General features: G+C 75.2%; 11 protein-coding genes. 4 read left to right on the top strand and 7 right to left on the bottom strand.

Features of this window, described 5'->3' with window-relative positions; translation table 11 throughout:
• Positions 1-11 precede the first annotated feature (11 nt).
• On the bottom strand, positions 12-3,146 hold the full coding sequence (locus ABD332_RS23590; RefSeq protein WP_344504229.1) for an AfsR/SARP family transcriptional regulator: 3,135 nt from the start codon (positions 3,144-3,146) through the stop codon (positions 12-14).
• 236 nt (positions 3,147-3,382) lie between these two features.
• On the opposite strand from ABD332_RS23590, the gene ABD332_RS23585 reads away from it, so the two are divergent.
• From ABD332_RS23585 to ABD332_RS23575, 3 genes are all read left to right on the top strand, one after another.
• Positions 3,383-5,200 carry a discoidin domain-containing protein gene (locus tag ABD332_RS23585; RefSeq protein WP_344504228.1) on the top strand — a complete coding sequence of 606 codons (1,818 nt, stop codon included), beginning with the start codon at positions 3,383-3,385 and terminating at the stop codon, positions 5,198-5,200.
• Positions 5,201-5,400: 200 nt separating this feature from the next.
• A complete protein-coding gene (locus tag ABD332_RS23580) occupies positions 5,401-6,384 on the top strand; it encodes a hypothetical protein (RefSeq protein ID WP_344504227.1) in 984 nt (327 codons plus the stop codon).
• 73 nt (positions 6,385-6,457) lie between these two features.
• Positions 6,458-8,002: an NAD(P)-binding domain-containing protein gene (locus tag ABD332_RS23575; RefSeq protein WP_344504226.1), complete on the top strand. Its 1,545-nt coding sequence runs from the start codon at positions 6,458-6,460 to the stop codon at positions 8,000-8,002.
• On the opposite strand, the gene ABD332_RS23570 is transcribed toward ABD332_RS23575, so the two are convergent.
• The 4 genes from ABD332_RS23570 to ABD332_RS23555 form a co-directional block, all read right to left on the bottom strand.
• The gene (locus tag ABD332_RS23570) at positions 7,986-8,585 is read right to left on the bottom strand and encodes a nitroreductase family protein (protein ID WP_344504443.1); all 600 of its coding nucleotides are present in this window, start codon (positions 8,583-8,585) and stop codon (positions 7,986-7,988) included. The genes ABD332_RS23575 and ABD332_RS23570 overlap by 17 nt on opposite strands.
• Positions 8,586-8,731: 146 nt before the next feature.
• Complete coding sequence (locus ABD332_RS23565; protein ID WP_344504225.1) at positions 8,732-9,895, bottom strand: carboxylate-amine ligase; 1,164 nt, start codon at positions 9,893-9,895, stop codon at positions 8,732-8,734.
• An 11-nt stretch (positions 9,896-9,906) separates the two neighbouring features.
• Complete coding sequence (locus ABD332_RS23560; protein ID WP_344504224.1) at positions 9,907-11,070, bottom strand: M20/M25/M40 family metallo-hydrolase; 1,164 nt, start codon at positions 11,068-11,070, stop codon at positions 9,907-9,909.
• 47 nt (positions 11,071-11,117) lie between these two features.
• Positions 11,118-11,675, bottom strand: a complete 558-nt coding sequence (locus ABD332_RS23555) for a carboxymuconolactone decarboxylase family protein (RefSeq protein ID WP_344504223.1) — start codon at positions 11,673-11,675, stop codon at positions 11,118-11,120.
• Positions 11,676-11,787: 112 nt separating this feature from the next.
• Between ABD332_RS23555 and ABD332_RS23550 the strand changes: the two genes are divergently transcribed.
• Positions 11,788-12,699, top strand: coding sequence for a carbohydrate kinase family protein (locus tag ABD332_RS23550; protein WP_344504222.1), 912 nt, complete (start codon positions 11,788-11,790; stop codon positions 12,697-12,699).
• Between the two features lie 170 nt (positions 12,700-12,869).
• Here ABD332_RS23550 and ABD332_RS23545 read toward each other — a convergent pair whose 3' ends face one another.
• Together ABD332_RS23545 and ABD332_RS23540 are read right to left on the bottom strand one after the other, a co-directional pair.
• Entirely contained in the window at positions 12,870-15,770 is a 2,901-nt protein-coding gene (locus ABD332_RS23545) for a hypothetical protein (protein ID WP_344504221.1), read from the bottom strand.
• Complete coding sequence (locus tag ABD332_RS23540) at positions 15,767-18,646, bottom strand: hypothetical protein (protein ID WP_344504220.1); 2,880 nt, start codon at positions 18,644-18,646, stop codon at positions 15,767-15,769. The genes ABD332_RS23545 and ABD332_RS23540 overlap by 4 nt, the downstream gene beginning before the upstream one ends.
• Between the last annotated feature and the right edge of the window lie 3 nt (positions 18,647-18,649).

Genomic DNA, 18,649 nt, shown 5'->3' with positions numbered 1-18,649 from the left:
TTTCAAACCATTTACAGGAGATCAACCGCCGTCTCGATCGACAGGGCGTGACCTCTGGCGACCGCCGCGGCACGCTCCGCGACCGGCAGGGCGGCCTCGGCGTCCGTCGTGAGCGTGGCGACGTGCGGGCGGGTGCGGTCGGGGCCGCCGCGGGTCTTCCGGGCCGCCGTGAGCAGCGTCACGGCCGTGGCCGGGTCACCGCCGAGCAGCAGGACCTCCGCCGCGTCCTCGAGCACGGCTCCGGCGACGGGCCCGTCGAACGCGTCGCGGGCGTGTTCAAGAGCCACTGCGGCCATGGTACGGGCGGCCGCCGTCGCACCTTCCCGGGCGCGCACCACCGCCAGTCCACCGTGGACGGCCGCGAGCAGCTGCGGCGAGGCGCGGTCGGCGCCGAGCACCTCGGCCGCACGGTCGAACCGCTGCCGGGCGTCGGCGAGCCGGCCGGCCCGCAGCGCCCGGTCGGCGTGCACGTACTCGACGTAGGCGATCCCGTCGGGCAACCCGACCTTGAGCGCCGTGTGCCGCGCCCGGTCCAGCATCGCCTCCGCCTCGTCCGCGCGGCCGAGCAGCTCGTACAGCTGGGCGAGCCGCACCTCGGCGGGCGGCCGGTCCTCGGTGGCGCCGAGCACGTCGAACAGGCGCAGCCCCTCCTCGATGTGCCCGGCGGCGGTCGCGTAGTCGCCGCGCCGGGCGTGGATCTCACCGAGCGACTGCAGCGACGCCGCCATCCCCCACCGCTCCCCGATCGCCCGGAACCCGGCGAGCGCGCGGTCGAAGCGCTCGACCGCGGCGTCGTACGGGATGCCGACGTTCATCTCCGCGTGGCACAGCAGCAGCTGCCCGAGGCTCGACAGCCACGGGTCGGGGTCGTCGAGGAGCGCGCCGATGCGGTCGAGGGTGGCCTCGCTCGACCCCTGACGGAACAGCATCGCGACGGCCTGGAACAGCCGGAACATCGGGTGGTCGCCCTGATGGGCGAACGCCTCGTCGAACCACTCGTTCACCTGCGAGGCCTCGCCGACGCCGTCGAACCCGTTGACGGCGGCGACCCCGCACGCCATCGCGCGCGCCCCAGGGTCGCACGGCCCGTCGAGCGCGAGGGCGGCGACGGCCAGGGCGCCGCCCTCGACCCGGTGCCCGCGCATCCACCAGTACCAGCTGAGGACCAGCACGAACCGGACGGCGAGGTCGGCGTCCCCGTCGGCGATCGCGCGGCGCAGCGCGCCGTGCAGGTTGTCGTGCTCGGCGGACAGCACGGCGAGGGACTCCAGCTGCCCGGCGGTGCGCAGCGTCGGCTCGAGCCGGTCGGCGAGCGCCAGGAACCAGGTCGCGTGCCGGTGCCGCAGCCGCGCGGTCTCGCCCTGCTCGTCGAGGCGCTGCAGGCCGTAGGCGCGGATGGTCTCCAGCATCCCGTACCGCCCGCCGGTCTCCACCAGCAGCGACTTGTCGACCAGCGCGGCGACCAGCTCGACCGGGTCGCCGAGCGCGCCGTCCGGGTCGCAGACGGCCGCGGCCGCCTCCAGGGTCGCCCCGCCGGGGAAGACGGCGAGCCGGCGCAGCATCGCCCGCTCGGGCTCGGTGAGCAGGTCCCAGCTCCAGTCGACGACGGCCCGCAGCGTCTGGTGGCGCGGCAGCGCGGTGCGGCTCCCCCGGGTCAGCAGCCGGAACCGGTCGTCGAGCCGGTCCGCGACCTGCGCCGCGGTCATCGACCGGCAGCGCGCCGCCGCCAGCTCGATCGCCAGGGGCATCCCGTCCAGGGCCCGGCAGATCCGGAGGGCGGATCCGTCCAGCCGGAAGCCCGGCCGTACCGCGGCCGCCCGGTCCGACAGCAGCCGCACCGCCGCCGAGTCCAGCGCGTCCGCGGGCAGCGGCCCGACCGGCAGCAGCACCTCCCCGGTGATGCCGAGCGGCTCCCTGCTGGTGGCGAGCACGCGCAGGTCCGGGCAGTCGCCGAGGAGCCGGTCCGCGAGCGCCGCGGCGGCCTCGACGACGTGCTCACAGTTGTCGAGGATGAGGAGGATCCGCCGGTACGACAGAGCCTCCGCGATCCTCGGCAGTGCCACCGTCGCCCGCCGGACGGGCCCGGCCGCCGCCGACGGGTCCCGCATGCCCAGCCCGGTCCACACCGCCTGCACGACGTCCGCGGGGTCCGTGACGTTGGCCAGCTCGACGATCCACACCCCGTCCCGCGGCGCGGCGGCCCGCCCGGCCTCGGTCGCCAGCCGCGTCTTGCCCGCTCCCCCGGGCCCGACCAGCGTCACCAGCCGCGCCGTGGCGAGCGTGCCCCGCAGCGCCCGCAGCTCCTCCGCCCGCCCGACGAAGCTGGTCAGCGGCGCCCGCAGGTTCCCCACCCCGTTCGCCGCGGACTCCTCCGGCGCGGCCTCCCCCGGCATCTGCGGCGGCTCCGCCGCGTGGTGGCCGGGTGGGGCGCTGCGGAGGATCGTCAGGTAGGTGGAGGTCAGCGCCGGGGACGGGTCGGCGCCCAGCTCCTCGGCGAGGGTCTCGCGGCAGCGGGTGTAAGCGCGCAGCGCGTCGGCGGTGCGGCCCTCGGCGTGCAGGGCGCGCATCAGCAGGTCGACGAGGCGCTCCCGGAGCGGGTGGGCGGCGACGGCGGCCTCCAGGTCGGCCACGACGCGGCGGCCGAGGGACAGCTCGGCGGCGGTCCGGTCCTCCGTCGCGGCCAGGCGCAGCTCGTCGAGCGTGGCCCGCCGGGCGAGCACGAGCGGCGCCTCCCCCGCGTCCTCGAGCGCCGGGCCTCGCCACAGCGCCTCCGCGTCGCGGAACAGGCGCACCGCGGCGGCCGGGTCCTCGGCCAGCAGCGCCCTGGCGCGCTCGACCAGGTCGGCGAACAGGAGGTGGTCGACGTCGCGGGGGTCGACGTCGAGCTGGTAGCCGGAAGGGCGGGCGAGCAGCATCCCGTCAGGCAGGATCCGGCGCAGCCGGGACACGAGGGACTGCAGGGCGTTGGTGGCGTCGCCCGGCGGGGTGCCGCCCCAGATGCCGTCGGCGAGGCGGGCGCCGGTGACCGGCCGCCCGGCGTCCAGCGCGAGCAGCGTGACCAGCACCCGCAGCCGCGCACCGCCGATCTCGACGGGCGCGCCGGACGTGGCCCGCACCTCGAGCGGCCCCAGCACCCCGATCCGCACGTCCCCGATTGTGCCCCGCCGCGCGCAGAACGAGGGTTTCCACCCGGCGCCGCGCGTTGTACGGTGCCGGGAGAGCGCTCTCTCAGCTTCAACGCATCGACCGTGGCCAATCACACGGTCCGCGTCCACCCGCCCGGACGTCCCGGCACCGCCCGCCGACCCGCCATCGGCCGCATCGTCGCGCCCATCGGCAGGACTCCGCCGCTCGTGGACACCCCCGCCTGAGGAGATTCCGCATGAACGACCCGCACGAAGTGCACACACCACCGCACGCGCCCGCCCCGAAGCGCCGCTTCCGCGGGTGGGTCGCCGCCGGCACCGCCGCCGCCACAGTCGCCGCCACAGTCGCCCTGGTGGCGATCACCGCCGTCGCGAACGCCGCGACCACCGCCGGCACGGTGCAGGCCGCGGCGGCCGCCGTGCCCGCGCCGCCGGCAGGCTTCACGCTGACCTGGAGCGACGACTTCGGCGCCGCCGCCGGCACCGGCGTCAACACCGCCAACTGGAAGTACGACACCGGGCCGGGCAGCAGCTTCGGCACCGGCGAGATCGAGACGATGACCAGCAGCACCACCAACGTGTTCCACGACGGCAACGGTCACCTGGCGCTGCGGGCGCTGCACTCGGGGACCGACCCGCGGGCCGGCTGGACGTCGGGCCGGATCGAGACGCAGGCCGCGACGTTCGGCGCCGAGCCCGGCGGCGTCGTGCGGATGGAGTCCTCGCTCCAGCAGCCGGACGTGACGACCGCGAACGGCGCCGGCTACTGGCCCGCGTTCTGGATGCTCGGCTCCACGCTGCGGACCGGGACCAGCTGGCCGACCAGCGGCGAGATCGACATCATGGAGGACATCAACGGGCGCAGCTCGACGTTCGGCACGCTGCACTGCGGGGTCAACCCGGGCGGGCCGTGCAACGAGTCGACCGGGCTCGGCAGCGGCGAGCGGCCGTGCGCCGGCTGCCAGACCGGCTACCACACGTACGCGGTGGAGATCGACCGGTCGAAGTCGCCGGAGGAGATCCGCTGGTACCTGGACGGCGCGCTGTACTTCACCCTGCCGGCGACCCGGGTCGACGCCACCACCTGGGCCAACGCGGTGCACCACCCGTTCTTCATCATCTACGACCTGGCGATCGGCGGCGGCTTCCCCGACGCGTTCGGCGGCGGGCCCAACGCCGCCACGGTCTCCGGCGGGCAGCTGAACATCGACTGGGTCGCCGTGTACAACAAGGGCCCCGGCAGCCAGCCGACCGGCAACGTCGCGCTGGGCAAGCCGACCACGGCGTCCTCGAACGAGGGCGGGGCGGGCTGCCCGGCCTGCGCCACCGACGGCAACCTGAACACCCGCTGGTCGAGCGCGTTCAGCGACCCGCAGTGGCTCCAGGTGGACCTGGGCCAGACGTACAACATCACCAACGTCGCCCTCAACTGGGAGGCGGCGTACGGCAAGGCGTACAGGATCCAGACCTCCAACGACCAGCTGACGTGGGTCGACATCGCCGCGACGACGACGGGCGACGGCGGCACCGACGTCTGGAACGTGAACGGCTCCGGCCGGTACGTGCGCATGTACGGCACACAGCGCGGCACCGCGTACGGCTACTCGCTGTGGGAGATGTCGGTCAACGGCACGCCGGGCAGCAACACCGGCGGGACCCTGGTCTCGCAGGGCAGGCCGACGACCGCCTCGTCAACGGAGAACGCCGGCACCGCCGCGGCGAACGCCACCGACGGCAGCGGCAGCACCCGCTGGTCGAGCGCGTTCAGCGACCCGCAGTGGCTGCAGGTCGACCTGGGCGCCGTCATGAACGTCAACAAGGTCGTGCTGAACTGGGAGGCCGCCTACGCGAAGGCGTTCCAGGTGCAGACATCCACCGACGGCACCACCTGGACGACGATCTACTCCACGACGACGGGCACGGGCGGCGTGCAGACGCTCAACGCGAGCGGGTCGGGCCGCTATGTCCGCGTCCTCGGCACCCAGCGCGCGACGACCTACGGCTACTCGTTGTTCGAGTTCCAGGTGTACGCCATGACCTGCTGCACCCCGTAACAACACCCCGCACGTGTCGGCCGGCCGGTCACCGGGATCCGGCCGGCCGCACGTCGCGGGCGGCGCAGTATCACGGGATGTGCCCGACCCGTGGCACGGCAACCGGATCGAACCGGTCCGGGACCGTGCCCGCCACCTGCCCGCAACGGCCGGCCGTGACGCTTGCCCCTCACGCACAACGGCGGGCACGGAGGTCGGGCATGGCACGGAAGTTGTGGGCGGTGGCCGCGGCGCTGACGGTCGGGCTGACCCTCGCCCCGACCGCGGCGTCCGCCGCCACGAACAAGCCCACCGCGACGAAACCCGCCGCGACGAAACCGGCCGCCGCGAAACCGGCCGCCGCGAAACCGGCCGCCGCGAAACCGGCCGCGACGAAGCCGGCCGCCGCAACGCCGGCCACGCCGGCCACGAGGACCACGACCGATTCGAAGGCGAAGACCATGGCCAGCTCCCGGGCGATGTGGTTGTGGTCGCAGGCCGATCCGGCGGCCGTCGTGCCGTGGGCCACCGGCCAGCGCATCACGGAGATCTTCGTGGCGGTGCCGTGGCAGCCGACCGCCGCGCAGCTCGCCCGGCTGAAGGACCTGCGGACCCGCACGCGCGCCGCCGGCATCCGGCTCTCCGCCCTCGGCGGCGACCCGTCCTGGGCCCTCGACCCCGCGTCGGCCGTCGCCTGGCGCGAGCGGGCCACGGCGACCGGCCTCTTCGACGGGATCCACCTGGACGTCGAGCCGTACCTGCTGCCCGGCTGGACCACCGACCAGCCGCGGATCGTCGCCGGTTACCTGGCGATGCTCGACGCGGTCCGCACCGCCGGCCCGGAGCCGCTCGACGCGGACGTGCCCTTCTGGCTCGCGACCGTGCCCGCGGGCAAGGGCAACCTCGCCGACGCCGTCATCGCGAGGGTGCACGCGATCACGGTCATGTCGTACCGCGACAGCGCGGCGGGCGTCGTCGGTGTCGGCACGGACCTGCTCGCCCGCGGGCAGAGCGCCGGCCGCCCGGTGCGCCTCGCCGCGGAGACTCAGCCCCTGGCCGACTGCGCCTACTGCACGTTCGCCCCGGGCACCAGGTCCGCCCTGTCCGCCGCACTGTCCACAGTGGACACAGAGGCGGCGCGGTACACCTCCTTCAACGGCATCGCGATCCATGACTACGACAGCTGGTCCCGCATGGCCGCGTGAGCCTTGACACGTGTCGCCCTCCGCCGCCAAGGTCGGTGCAACGCATCGCCGTCGATCTGCGGAAGGGCTACGGATGGCCAGCAGCGAGCACAGGTACGTCATCGTCGGGGCGGGACCCGCCGGAGTTCAACTGAGCTACTACCTGCAGCAGCACGGTGCCGACTACCTGACACTCGAGAGCGGAGACGCACCGGGCGGGTTCTTCACGAAGTTCCCCCGGCACCGGCGGCTCATCTCGCTGAACAAGGTGCACACCGACAGCACCGACCCGGAGATCCGGCTGCGGTGGGACTGGAACTCCCTGCTCAACGACGACCCGGAGCTGCTGTTCCCGAAGTTCAGCGAGGAGTACCTGCCGGCGGCCGACGACCTGGTCGGCTACCTCGCGGAGTTCCAGCGGGTGCACCGGCTCAACATCCGGTTCGGCACGACGGTCGAGCGGATCACCAAGACGGGTGACGGGTTCACGGTGCGCACGGCGCAGGGTGACGTGCGCGCGGCGTGCGTGATCGTCGCGGCCGGCTGGGGAGCGCCGTTCGTGCCCGCCATCAAGGGCATCGAGCACGCCGTCGGGTACGAGGACATGGACATCGACCCGAAGGCATACGACAACCAGCGGGTGCTGATCATCGGCAAGGGCAACTCGGCGTTCGAGACCGCGTCGGCGATCCTCGGGCGCGCGTCGATGGTGCACCTCGCCAGCCGGCAGCCGCTGCGGCTCGCGTGGAACACCAAGCATCCCGGGGACGTCCGCGGGCAGTACGGCGCGATCCTCGACAGCTACCAGTTCAAGACGCTGCACTCGGTGCTGGACTGCACGATCGACGAGATCCGTCCCGTCGACGGGCGCTTCCAGGTGTCGATCACGTACACGCACGCCGAGGGCGAGACCGCCGTCCTCGACTACCACACGGTGCTGCGCTGCACCGGCTTCCAGATGGACACCGGCATCTTCGACGAGACCACGAGCCCGCAGATGATCCGCGACGGGCGGATGCCCGGGCTGCGCCCCGACTGGCAGTCCAGCAACGTCAACGGCCTGTACTTCGCCGGCACCATCGCGCAGGCGCGGGACGTGAAGCACGCGTCGTCGCCGTTCATCGACGGCTTCCGGTACAACCTACGGACCTTCACCCGGATCCTGCGGGAGCGCTACGAGGGCGTGCCGCTGCCCCGCGCGGCGACGCCGGCCGACCCCGGGTCGCTGGCGGAGCTGATGCTCGACCGGGTCAACTGGAGCTCGGCGCTGTGGACCCAGTTCGAGTACCTGTGCGACGTCTTCGTCCGCGACGAGGACACCGGCGACTTCCACCACTACGAGGACCTGCCCGAGGACTACGCCGTGGACCGGTTCGCGGACGCCCGGCACTGGTACACGCTCGCGCTGCGCTGGGGGCGGGACGACTACGGCGACGTCTTCGCCATCGAGCGCCACCCCACCCCCGACCGGGCCAGGGAGAGCGCCTTCATCCACCCGGTGATCCGCCGGTACCGCGGCACGGAGCTGGTCGCCGAGCAGCACCTGCTGGAGGACCTCCTCGCGGAGTGGCGGCGCCCCGACCGGCACGTCGAGCCGCTCGTGGATTTCCTGGCCAAGGACTTCACCAGCGGACCATGACCTCCTCGAGGGGTTTGCGGGTCAGGTCCGGGACGCGGGCGTCCGGCGCGGGGTAGCCGACGGGCATCACCACGTACGGGCGCTCCTCCGGCGGGCGCTCGCACACCTCGTTGAGGAACCGCATCGGGCTGGGCGTGTGCGTCAGGGTGACCAGGCCGGCGTGGTGCAGCGCGGTGATCAGCAGGCCGACCGCGATGCCGACGGACTCCTTGACGTAGTACGGCTTCGGGCTGTGCGGTCCCCGGTGCACCTCGAACACGACGATGACGGCGGGTGCGGTCTCCAGGAACGGCTTGTGCCAGTCGGTGCCGAGCGCGGAGAGCGCACCCAGCCACTCCTGAGGGGCGCGACGCTCGTAGAACTCGCGCTCCTCCGCCTCCGCCGCCTCGCGCAGCCGGCGCTTGCGGGCCGGGTCCGTCAGCACGACGAACCGCCACGGCTGCACGTTCGCGCCGCTGGGCGCGGTCGAGGCGGCGCGGATCGCGGCCTCGATCACCCCGTCCGGCACCGGGTCGGCGGCGAAGTCCCGCACGGAACGGCGCTGCGCCATCCGCTCCGCGAACACCTCCGCCGCGCGGACCATGTCCGCCGGTGGCCTGCGGTCGTGCCGGATCGGGACGGTGGCGAGCAGTTCTGTGTCGGTCACCTGTGGCCTCCCTGTGAGGGTCGGCCGGTCGCCCAGGCGGCGCCCGGCCCCTCCAGCGTCGCGGAGGCCGGTGCGGTTCGTCGCTATGCGGACGTGCTCTCTTCGACTGTCATCGATGCCAGGGGTACGCCGGGGGCGGTGTGGGCGGCGAGGTCGTCGACGACGTCGGTGAGCCGGTCGCGCCGCGCCGCGGCGGCGCGCTGGCGGGTGGCGCCGTCGCCGCCGGTGGCGAGCCGCGCCAGCCAGTCCTCGACCCGCGCGCGGTCGCCCGCCTCGTCCAGCGCCGGCCGGGCGAGCGCAACGAGGCGCTCGGCCAGCGCCGCCGCGGGCAGCAGCCGCCCGGTGGCGACGTCGACCCCGTGGCCGCCCATCCCGTCGCGGGCGGCCCGCCAGTACGACAGCCGCATCAGCTCAGCGAGCGGCCTCGGCCCCTCGTCGCCCTTGTCCACGGCGTCGCCGGCGACGACGACGAGCGCCCGCACCAGCGCCGCGAGCGCCGCGGACTCGTCGGCGGTGACGGGCACGTCGGCCACCCGGACCTCCAGGGTGGGGTGGTTCGCCGACAGCCGCAGGTCCCAGAAGATCGTGCCCCGGTCGACCAGCGCGCCCGCGTCGAGCAGCATGTCCACGTGGTCGTCGTACTGGCGCGCGGAGGTCAGGAACGGCGGCGGGCCGGCCACGGGCCAGCGCCCCCACGTCACGCTGCGCCAGCTCGCGTAGCCGGTGTCCCGCTCGGCCCAGTACGGCGAGTTGGCCGTGAGCGCGATCAGCACCGGCAGGTGCGGGCGCAGGTGGTTGCCGATCAGCACGGCGCGGTCCCGGTCGGGCTCCTCCACGTGGACGTGGACGGCGCAGATCGCGAGCTCGTCGTGCAGCCCGCGGAAGGTGGCGTTGCCGCGGTCCTGCCGGGGACCCTCGGTGATGGGCGGCGGCACGGCCCGGCCGAGCACGGGCGAGCCGCTCGCGATCACCCGCAGGCCCGCTCGCACGGCCGCGGCCTGCACGGCGGCGCGCCCGTCGGCGAGCTGCGCGGCGAGGTCGTCGACGCTATGGCACGGGTCGGTGCGGGTCTCGACCTGCAGCTTGGTGATCTCACCGCCGACCCTGGCGCCGAGGGCGGGGCGGGCCGCGTCGACGACCGTCGCGGCCTCCGGGACCACCTCACCCCTGGACGCGTCGACGACGAGGAACTCCTCCTCGACGCCGACCAGAGGGACTGACGATGCCGGGCGCTGCGCCGAGGTCATGCCGACGCACGTTACGGGATCCCGCCCGCCTTCGCGGCCTCGGCACGCCTGGCCGCGGCGAGCGTTTCGACGAGACCGGCGAGCAGCGCGGCCCGCTCCGGCATGCGGTCCAGGCGGATGTACTCGTCGGCGGCGTGCGCGCCACCGCCGACCGCGCCGAGGCCGTCGAGGGTCGGCACGCCGAGCGCGGCGGTGAAGTTACCGTCGGACGCGCCGGCCGCGTACGCCCCGGCGAGGTCCGCGATGCCGAGCCGGCGTGCGGTCGACCGGGCCAGGGCCAGCAGCGGGCGGGCGAGCTCCGCCGGCATCGGGTACCGGTTGATCCCGCCGCCCACCGCCAGGGTCGCGTCCGACAGGACCGGCACCAGCCCGCGGATGGCGTGGTCGACGCGCTCCAGCTCGTCCCTCGTCCAGGCCCGCACGTCGACGGCCAGGCTGGCGCTCTCGGGCACGGTGTTCGTCGTCGTGCCGGCCGACAGCAGGGTGGGCGTGACGGACGTGCCGCCGCTGTCGGCCACGCCGAGCCGGCCCAGCGCGAGCACCTGGTGGGCCACCTCGACCGTCGCGTTGATCCCGCGCTGCGGCTCGACGCCGGCGTGCGCGGCGCGGCCCTGGATGGTGAGGCTGTAAACCGAGCCGCCCTTCCTCGCCACCTTCACGTGCCCCTCCGGCGTGGCCGCCTCGCAGACGAGCACCGCGGCGGAGCGCCGCGCCTCGGCCTCGATCAGCGGCCGCGACGTCACCGACCCGGTCTCCTCGTCGCAGGTGAGCAGCACGCCGACCGCCGAGGTGTCCTCGACCAGGCGCAGCGCAGCGAGCATCTGCACGATGCCGCCCTTCATGTCGAGCACGCCGGGACCCGTCGCGATGTCCCCTTGTACGGTGAAGGGCCTGGACCTGGTCGTGCCGATCGGGAAGACCGTGTCGAAGTGGCCGAGGAGCAGCACCCGCTGATCGGCGGCCGGCCACAGCAGGTGCGGCAGGCCGTCGATCACGACCCGCCGGGCGGGCCGGCCGAGCACCTGCGAGCCCCAGCGGGCGAGCAGGTCGGCACAGGATTCGAGATGGGGCAGCGAGCCCGGCGCCGACTCGCACGCGACGAGCGTGGCCAGCCGGTCGACCATGTCTGCCAGGAGTTGCTGCGCGGATAGGAGCAGGCGGCGTTCACGATCCATTCATCGACGATCGCAGTTGGATCGGGCTCGGTCACCCTTGTGTTTGCTCAGTCCATCGGAATGGCGTTGCCGTAGCCGACCTCGACGACGCGGCGGGCGGACTCGGCGTAGGCGTCGCGGCCCTCGGGCGCGAACGTGCCGAGCCCGTCCACGTACCGGTTGAACATGCAGAACGCGGCGGCGATGAGCACCGTGTCGTGGATCTCCACGTCGGTCGCGCCCTCCGCGCGGGCGGCCTCGACCAGCTCGGTGGTCACCTGGCGGCCGCTGACCTGCACCGCGCCGGCGATGCGCAGCAGCGCCCGCAGCTTGGCCGAGACCGGGGCGGTGTCGAGGTCCGCGCGCACCTGGTCGACGAGCGTGTAGCCCTCGTCGAGCTGCACCGCGGCGAACGCCGAGTGCGACGCGCAGCAGAAGTTGCAGTCGTTGCGCCCGGACACGTACGCGGCGATCAGCTCCCGCTCTCCCGCCGGCAGCGAGTGCGGTGCGCGCAGCAGCACCTCGGCCAGTTCGTTGAGCGGCTTCGCGGTCTCCGGGCGGAACCGCATCGGTCCCGTGATGCCCGGGAACTGCTTCTCGTCGACCCCGAGATCGATGTGTGCCATGTCGCTCCCCTTCCGGTACACGCCGTCGCTGTCACGATGCCACTTCTTCCGGCGTCCGTGTTTCTCCGTTCGTGCGGTGCTTCTGTCCACTGTGGACATGGTTGAATGACACGTGACCTATGACGTCCTGGTGCTCTGCGGCGTGGGGGTGGACACCATCGTCCGCGTCCCCGACCTGGCCATCCCGCCCGGCGACAACCTGCATGTCGACCCCGTCCGCGACTACGTCGCCCACTCCGGCAACGGCGTGGCGCTGGGGTTCCACGCGCTCGGGCTGCGGACGAAGTTCATCGACTTCCTGGGCGACGACCCGCAGGGCGCGCAGATCCTGGCCCGCTACGCGGCCGCCGGCCTCGACTTCGCGCACCTGCCCGCCCCGAACGGCACGCCCCGCAGCGTCAACCTGGTCGACGCCGCCGGCCGCCGGTTCTCGTTCTTCGACCCGCGCCACCCGGCCGACCTCGTCCTGCCGCCGGACGCGTACCTGCCGGCCCTGGCGCAGTCGCGGCACGTGCACATCGCCGCGGGCCGGGCCGCCGCCGCGTTCGGCGAGGCGCACCGGCTGGGCATCACGACCTCGACCGACATCCACGCCTGGGACGGCACATCGGAGTGGGGCCTGGCCCTGTCCCGCGAGGCCGACCTGGTGTTCCTCAGCGCCGAGGCCGCCCCGGACCGGATCGACGACCTCATGCGCACCGTCCTCGACGCGGGCCGGGCGACGCTCGTCGTGGCGACCCGCGGCGCCGCCGGCTGCCAGGTGCTCGACCGCGCCGACCGCCGCATCGTCCGCTACCCCGCCGTCACCCCGGACCGCCCGGTCGTCGACAGCAACGGCGCGGGCGACGCCTTCAGCACCGCCTTCATGAGCCGCTGGTTCGCCGGCCGTCCCGTCGCCGAGTGCGCCCTGGCCGGCGCGGTGTCGGGCGCGTACGCCTGCGGCGCCCCCGGCACCCACGAGGACCTCATCACCGCCGCCGGCCTGACCACCCGCCTGTCCACCCTCGCCGCCCCTCTCACATGATCCGGAAGACTTCGTGCACTCCCGCGTGCACAAGGTCTACCGGATCACGGAAAGCGCTGGCCGGACCGCAACCGCCACCGCAGCTCAGCCTCCACGCCCGTTCCTCGTGATCCGGAAGACTTCGTGCAGCCCTGGGTGCACAAGGTCTACCGGATCACGGAAGCACCGGGTCATGAGGGGCGCGGGGGCCTGCCGGAGCGGGGTGAGCGGCGCGGCGTACGGGTGCGGGAAGCCGCCGCCTGGGCGGTGAGGCCCGCCACGGCCAGCGCCGCCAGCGTCACCCCGACCGTCGCCGCGGGCACGCCGAGCGGCGGCAGGCCGGTGCCCTTCAGCCCGGGCAGCGTGCCGCCGACGGCGAACCACGCGAGCCCCGCCCCCAGCACCCCCGCGACGCCGGCCGCCGCGACGAGGACCAGCACCACGAACGGCTCGACCAGCGTGCCGGTCGAGCGGCGCAGGCCCTGGACGCGCAGGGCGCGCAGGTCGTGGGTGCTGGTGCCGATCGCGGCCACCGCGAGGCCGGCCGCGCCGAGGGCCGCCGACAGCCAGCCGGCCATGAGGTAGAAGCGCAGGCCGAGCGCGGTGCCGCCGGCGGCGAGGGCGGCACGGGTGTCGGCGACGGTGCGGCGGCCGGTGACCGTGAGGCCCTGCGCGCGCAGGGCGTCGACGATGCCCGGCGGCGCGGTCGCCGACAGCCACACCTCGGCGCCGGTGGCGCGGCCGTCGTCCTCGGCGGTGAGGTCGGCGTACTCCAGATCGACGAAGGCACCGGCGGTGCCGACGCGGGGCAGGCGGGTGGCGCTGAACTCGGCGACCGGGACGGCCTTGCTGCCGAAGGTCTTGAACTCGGCGTCGGGCAGCGGGGCGGTGGTCGCGACCGGCAGCTCGGCCGGGCCGAAGGCGGGGCGCAGCACGCCGGCGCCCGGCTGGGAGGTCATCGGCAGGCTGAAGGTGATCCCGTCGGCGCCGCGCACGGCGGTCGCGCCCGGTGCGGTGCGCCACTCGGTCGGCGGCGGCGAGTGCAGGGTCACCACGATGGTCGGCCCGACGTACGGCGGCAGCTTCGCGGCGATCTCCACGAGGCGGCAGCCGCGCACGCACATGGGGGTTTCGCCGGTGTACGTCCGCCGCCCCAGCACCAGCTTGCCCAGGTCGGCGGTGGCGGTGGGCTGGCCGTCGAGCGGGGCGAGGGTGGCGGTGAGGACGACGTCGGGCCGGTCGAGCACGGAGACGGTGACGTCCAGAGCGATCTTGGCGCCGGTGTGCGTGACCGCCTCGGCGGGTGCCGGCGGGTGCAGCCGCGCGGCCACGTCGGCGACGGGTGGCGCGCCGGCGGGCCACAGCGCGACGGCCGGCAGGCGGGCCGCGTCGACGGCGACGGCGACGGCACCGGAGTTGTCGTCGGAGTCGCGGATCGGCACCACCGCCATCGCGGACCGCCCCTCGGGGTCGGCGGCGCGGACGGCCCGCAGCAGCTGGGTGCGGCTGGTCGCGTCGACGTTGAGGACGACGGGCGCGCCGGTGGCGAGGGCGGCCTGGTCGCGCTGCCGCTGGTCGACGGCGGACGTCGTGCCCGCGGCGAACGCGAGCGACCCGACGGCGAGGGTGAGCAGCGCGAGGAGCCGCGCGCCGACGGGCCGCCGCGCCAGCCGGAACCCGGCGAGGGCCCCGGCGAGCCGGAACCGGCCGGCGGAGGGGCGGCGCAGCACCCTGGCGGCGGCCAGCCCGCTCAGGATCGGCCCGACCCGGCCGGCGAGGACCGCGATCGCGACCAGGACGAGGGCCGGCGCGAGCAGGGCGACACCGCCGGGCCGGCCGCGGACCTGCGCGACGGCGACGACGGCGGCCACGACGAGGACACCTTCCAGGGCGAGGCCGCGCCAGCGGGCGGTGTGCCGGTCGACCTGCCGCAGCAGCGCGGACACCGGCGCGGACACGGTGCGCAGCGCAACCGTGAGGGCGACGGCGAGCGCGCCGAGGACGGCGACGGCCGCGTACGGCCAGGCACCGCGGATCTGCCAGCCGCCGGCGGCGGTGAACCCGAGCGCCGCCCCGGTGAGCACCGACAGCAGCGTCTCCCCCGTCGCCAGCCACCACCGGCCGGGACGGGCCACGCCGCGCAGCGCGATGATGCCGTGCTCGAAGCGGCGGGCCCGGATGACGGTGGACACGGCGAGCGTGATGACGGCCCAGGCGAGCAGCAGCACGGGCGCGACCGCGAACGGGACGGCGGCGCGGACCTCGGCGCGGCGCTCGTCGATGCGGTCGAGCAGCACGTCGAGGTCGGTGTTGAGCCGCGCCTCCTCGGTGCTGCGCTGCTGCGCCTTCCCGGTCCACTCGCGCAGCGCGGGAAGGGTGTCGACGGTGATGGCGCCGGGCAGCGGGTACGCGTCGTAGGACTCCAGCTCCGCCGGCCGCGAGAACGTGTCCAGGGTGCGCCGGTCGACCTGGAACGCGTCGCGCATGCCGCCGGTGCGGCCCCAGTAGGGTTCCCCGGCGTCGCGGGGCTCGACGACACCGACGATCGTGAGCGCGGTCGGCGGCCCGGCGGGCACGTACCGGCTGGACAGCTGGTCGTACCTGGAGCCGGTCAGCGACATGGTGTCGCCGGGGTGCAGGCCGAGCCGGTCGGCGGTGCGCCCGGAGAGGATCGTGTCGCCGGTGCCCATCAGGCAGCGGCCGGCGACGACGCGGACGTGCGCGCAGATGTTCTCGCGGAACACGACGGTGGTGAGCTGCGACGCGGTCGCCATCGCCAGGTCCCCGGGCTGTGCGGGGAACTGGGCGGAGAACACGGTCGCGTAGCCGGGGGCGTCGAGCCAGCCGCCGGCGAGGCTCTGGAACGTCTTGGCCATGCTGCCGCCACCGGAGGACAGCACCTCGCCGGTGATGAGCACGGTCCGCTCGCTGGGCGCGGCGGCGGCCACCTCGGAGCGGACGATCCGGTCGTCGGCGGCGGTGAGGTACGCGGGCGCGGCGAGCGCCCCGGCGGTGGCGAGCGCGGTCAGCAGCATGACGGTCGCGGCCCGCCCCCGCCGCGACCACAGCATCCCCAGCACGAGCCCGATCACCGCGACCCCCTCCCCGCCGCCGGCGCGGCTCGTCGTGCCCGGTCGCCCGAACGGGACCACAGCGCGGGCGGCAGCAGGACCGCGAAGACGACGACGGCCGTGGCCAGCAGCGCGAGCCACTGGACCGGCGCGACCGGCACCGGCCACCGGTCGGCGAACGGCCGGACCGGTGCCGGGGTGAGCAGGCGGAGCAGGACCGCGGCGGCGAGACCGACGGGGACCGCGACGAGGACCGGGACGGCGGCGGTCCATCGGCCGACGGTGCGGGCGGTCGGGGCCGGCAGACCCTGGCGGCGCAGGGCGGTGAGCTCGGCGCCGCGCCGGCGGCGGTCGACGGCGGCGACGACCGCGGCGGTGACGGCGGCGAGCAGCAGCGCGACGGCGCCGCCGACGAGACCGGCGAGCAGGGTGACGGCCGGGGAGAGCCGGTCGGCGCGGGCCGCGGCCGCGGCGGCGCTGTCGCCGCCGATGATGGTGAGCCCAGCGGCCCGCAGCCGGTCGGGCAGGTCGGCGGGGGCGGACGGGCCGAGCCACACCTCGAGGCGTTCGCGGGCGCCGGAGGTGGCGCCGCCGGCCGGGCCGGCGATGTGGGCGGCGTACTCGAGGTCGACGAGCGCGCCCCTGGCACCGCCGCGCGGGATCGACGTGACGCCGTGCGGTGCCACGGGGATGTCGGCGCCGAAGATCTTCACGCGGGCCAGGTCGTTGTCGTCGGACAGGTCCGGGTCGCCCGCGACGAGGGCGGGCAGCGGGACCGGGGTGTCGACGACGTACAGGCGGTTGTCGCGGGGGCGTTCGCTGGGCGGGTCGGTGTCCAGCAGGCGGAGCCGGCCGTCGCGCTGGGCGGCCTGCACGGTGCTGATGGCCCGGCCCAGCGTCGTCCGCCAGCGGGTCGGGTCGGCGAACGTGGCCCCGTCGACCGCCACCTTGCCGTCGGCGCGCAGCTCGAGCAGGTCGACGGGGCCGCGCTTGATCTCGACGGAGACGATCCGGCAGCCGGCCGCGCACTGCGGCACGGCGACCTCCACAGTGGACTCCACCGCCGGCGGTGGCGGCTCGGCCGGGTCGACGGGCACGGCGGCGGGCTCGCCACCCGGCGGCCGGAAGACCGCCGTCACGCGCTCCGCGTCGCCGGCCAGCAGCATGGTCACCGGCGAGCCCGCCGAGACGAAACGCAGCGAGAGCCTGGTGCCGGTCAGCGTCAGCGGCGCGGGCGCCTCGGCGCGCAGCGACGGCAGGTCGACGCCGGTGACCGCGCGCAGGCGGGTGCCGTCGACGGCGATGACCGGGGCGCCGATGCCGGTGCCGATCGCGACCGCCATCGCGTCCCGGCCGCCGGGGTCGGTGGCGCGGACCGTGGCGAGGAGCCGCTCCCGGTCCATCGGCGCGATCCGCAGCACGCGGTCGGCGCCGACCTCGACGGCGGCCCGGTCGGCGCGGGCGCCCGCGGCCCCGGCCCAGTCCTGGGCGGCGACGGCGAGGACGCAGGTGGCGGCCGCGAGCACGGGCACGATCCGGTACGCGGTCCGCCGCCGGCCCAGGGTCAGGCCCGCGAGGGCACCGCCGACGTGCCCGCCGGCGAGGGCGGTCCGGCCGGCGAACCCGGCGAGGGACAGCAGCGCGCGCGTCGCCAGTACACCTGCCGCCAACGCGATCAGGAGCACCGCGGCCTGACCGAGGCCGAACCCGGTGTCGCGCCGCACGTTGGCGGCCGGCTCCGCGGCGAGCTGGAAGACGGCGGCGGCGCCGACCGCGAGGACGCAGATCTCGAGGGTCGCGGCGATCAGCGGGCGGCGGGGCTGCACGACCCGCAGCAGCGCCGGCACGCTCGCCCGCGTTGCCGGCCACTCGGCGGAGACGACGATGACGACCCCGGCGACCAGGGCCGGCCAGAGCGCGGGGCGCAGCGCGACCGCCCAGGCGGCGCCGGCCAGCAGCGGCACGAGGCTCTGCCCGGCGGTGCCGGCGAGGATGCGCCACGGCGGCATGCCCCGGATCGCCATGCGGGCGGCGTCGGCGCGGCGTTCCTGCGCCGCGTAGCCGGCCGCGACCGCGATCGCGAGGCCGCCGCACAGCAGCAGCTGCAGCTCGACGAGCAGCAGCCCGCGCCGGACCCCGCGGCGGTCGGCGGCGACGGTCGCGGCGAGCGTGCCCGCGGCCGAGGAGACGTCCACGGACCCGTTGCGCAGGCGGGTGATCATGGCCTCGATCCCGGCCGGGTCGTCGAAGGCCTCGGCGGGCAGCAGGGCGTCGTAGGTGGCGACCGCCGCGCCGCCGGGCTTCGCGACGGTGTTGCGCGTGGTGTACGCGGCGATCCCGTCGAGCCCGGACCAGTACCAGCCGAGCGGGTCGCTGGGCGCGTAGAGCCCGACGAGGGTCAGCGGGACCACGGCGGTGCCGGAGCCGCCGTCCTGCTTGAGCGTGCCGCCGACGGCGAGGTCGAGCTGCCGGGCGACGTCGGGGGCCAGGACGATCTCGCCGTCCTGCTCGACGCAGCGCCCCTGCACCAGGGTGATGTTGTCGCAGAACCCGTCCACGGCCCGCAGCTCCAGCGGCAGGCGCGAGGTGTCGGTGCGCAGGACGCCGGAGTACCGCACGCCGATCAGGGTCCGGTCCGCGGGGACCCGGGTGATCGTCGCCCGGAACCGGCTGACGATGTCGTCGGGTGCGGTGCCGAGGGCGACGGACGCATGGACGGACAGGGTGCGCTCGACGGGCGTGGCGGCTTCGACCCTGGCGGTGGCGGCGCTGCGCTCCAGGCGCCCGGACACGGCGTCGGCGCCCACGGCCGCGCCCATGGTGACCGCGGCGAGGACGAACATGACGACCGCGGTGGCGCGCCGGGCCCGCAGCGCGGCGAGAATCAGGCCCAACACGTA

Origin of the sequence: Dactylosporangium maewongense, assembly GCF_039531485.1 — a bacterium.
Classification (GTDB): Bacteria; Actinomycetota; Actinomycetes; order Mycobacteriales; family Micromonosporaceae; genus Dactylosporangium; species Dactylosporangium maewongense.
The sequence above is the reverse complement of the archived record's forward strand: the minus strand, read 5'-3'. Positions and strand labels throughout refer to the sequence as shown.

What these genes read in the sequence shown, in the direction of transcription:
- ABD332_RS23585 (WP_344504228.1), top strand. Translation starts at nt 3,383, where the DNA reads ATGAACGACCCGCACGAAGTGCACACACCACCGCACGCGCCCGCCCCG.
- ABD332_RS23580 (WP_344504227.1), top strand. Translation starts at nt 5,401, where the DNA reads ATGGCACGGAAGTTGTGGGCGGTGGCCGCGGCGCTGACGGTCGGGCTG.
- ABD332_RS23575 (WP_344504226.1), top strand. Translation starts at nt 6,458, where the DNA reads ATGGCCAGCAGCGAGCACAGGTACGTCATCGTCGGGGCGGGACCCGCC.
- ABD332_RS23570 (WP_344504443.1), bottom strand. Translation starts at nt 8,585, where the DNA reads ATGGTCCGCGCGGCGGAGGTGTTCGCGGAGCGGATGGCGCAGCGCCGT.
- ABD332_RS23565 (WP_344504225.1), bottom strand. Translation starts at nt 9,895, where the DNA reads ATGACCTCGGCGCAGCGCCCGGCATCGTCAGTCCCTCTGGTCGGCGTC.
- ABD332_RS23560 (WP_344504224.1), bottom strand. Translation starts at nt 11,070, where the DNA reads ATGGATCGTGAACGCCGCCTGCTCCTATCCGCGCAGCAACTCCTGGCA.
- ABD332_RS23555 (WP_344504223.1), bottom strand. Translation starts at nt 11,675, where the DNA reads ATGGCACACATCGATCTCGGGGTCGACGAGAAGCAGTTCCCGGGCATC.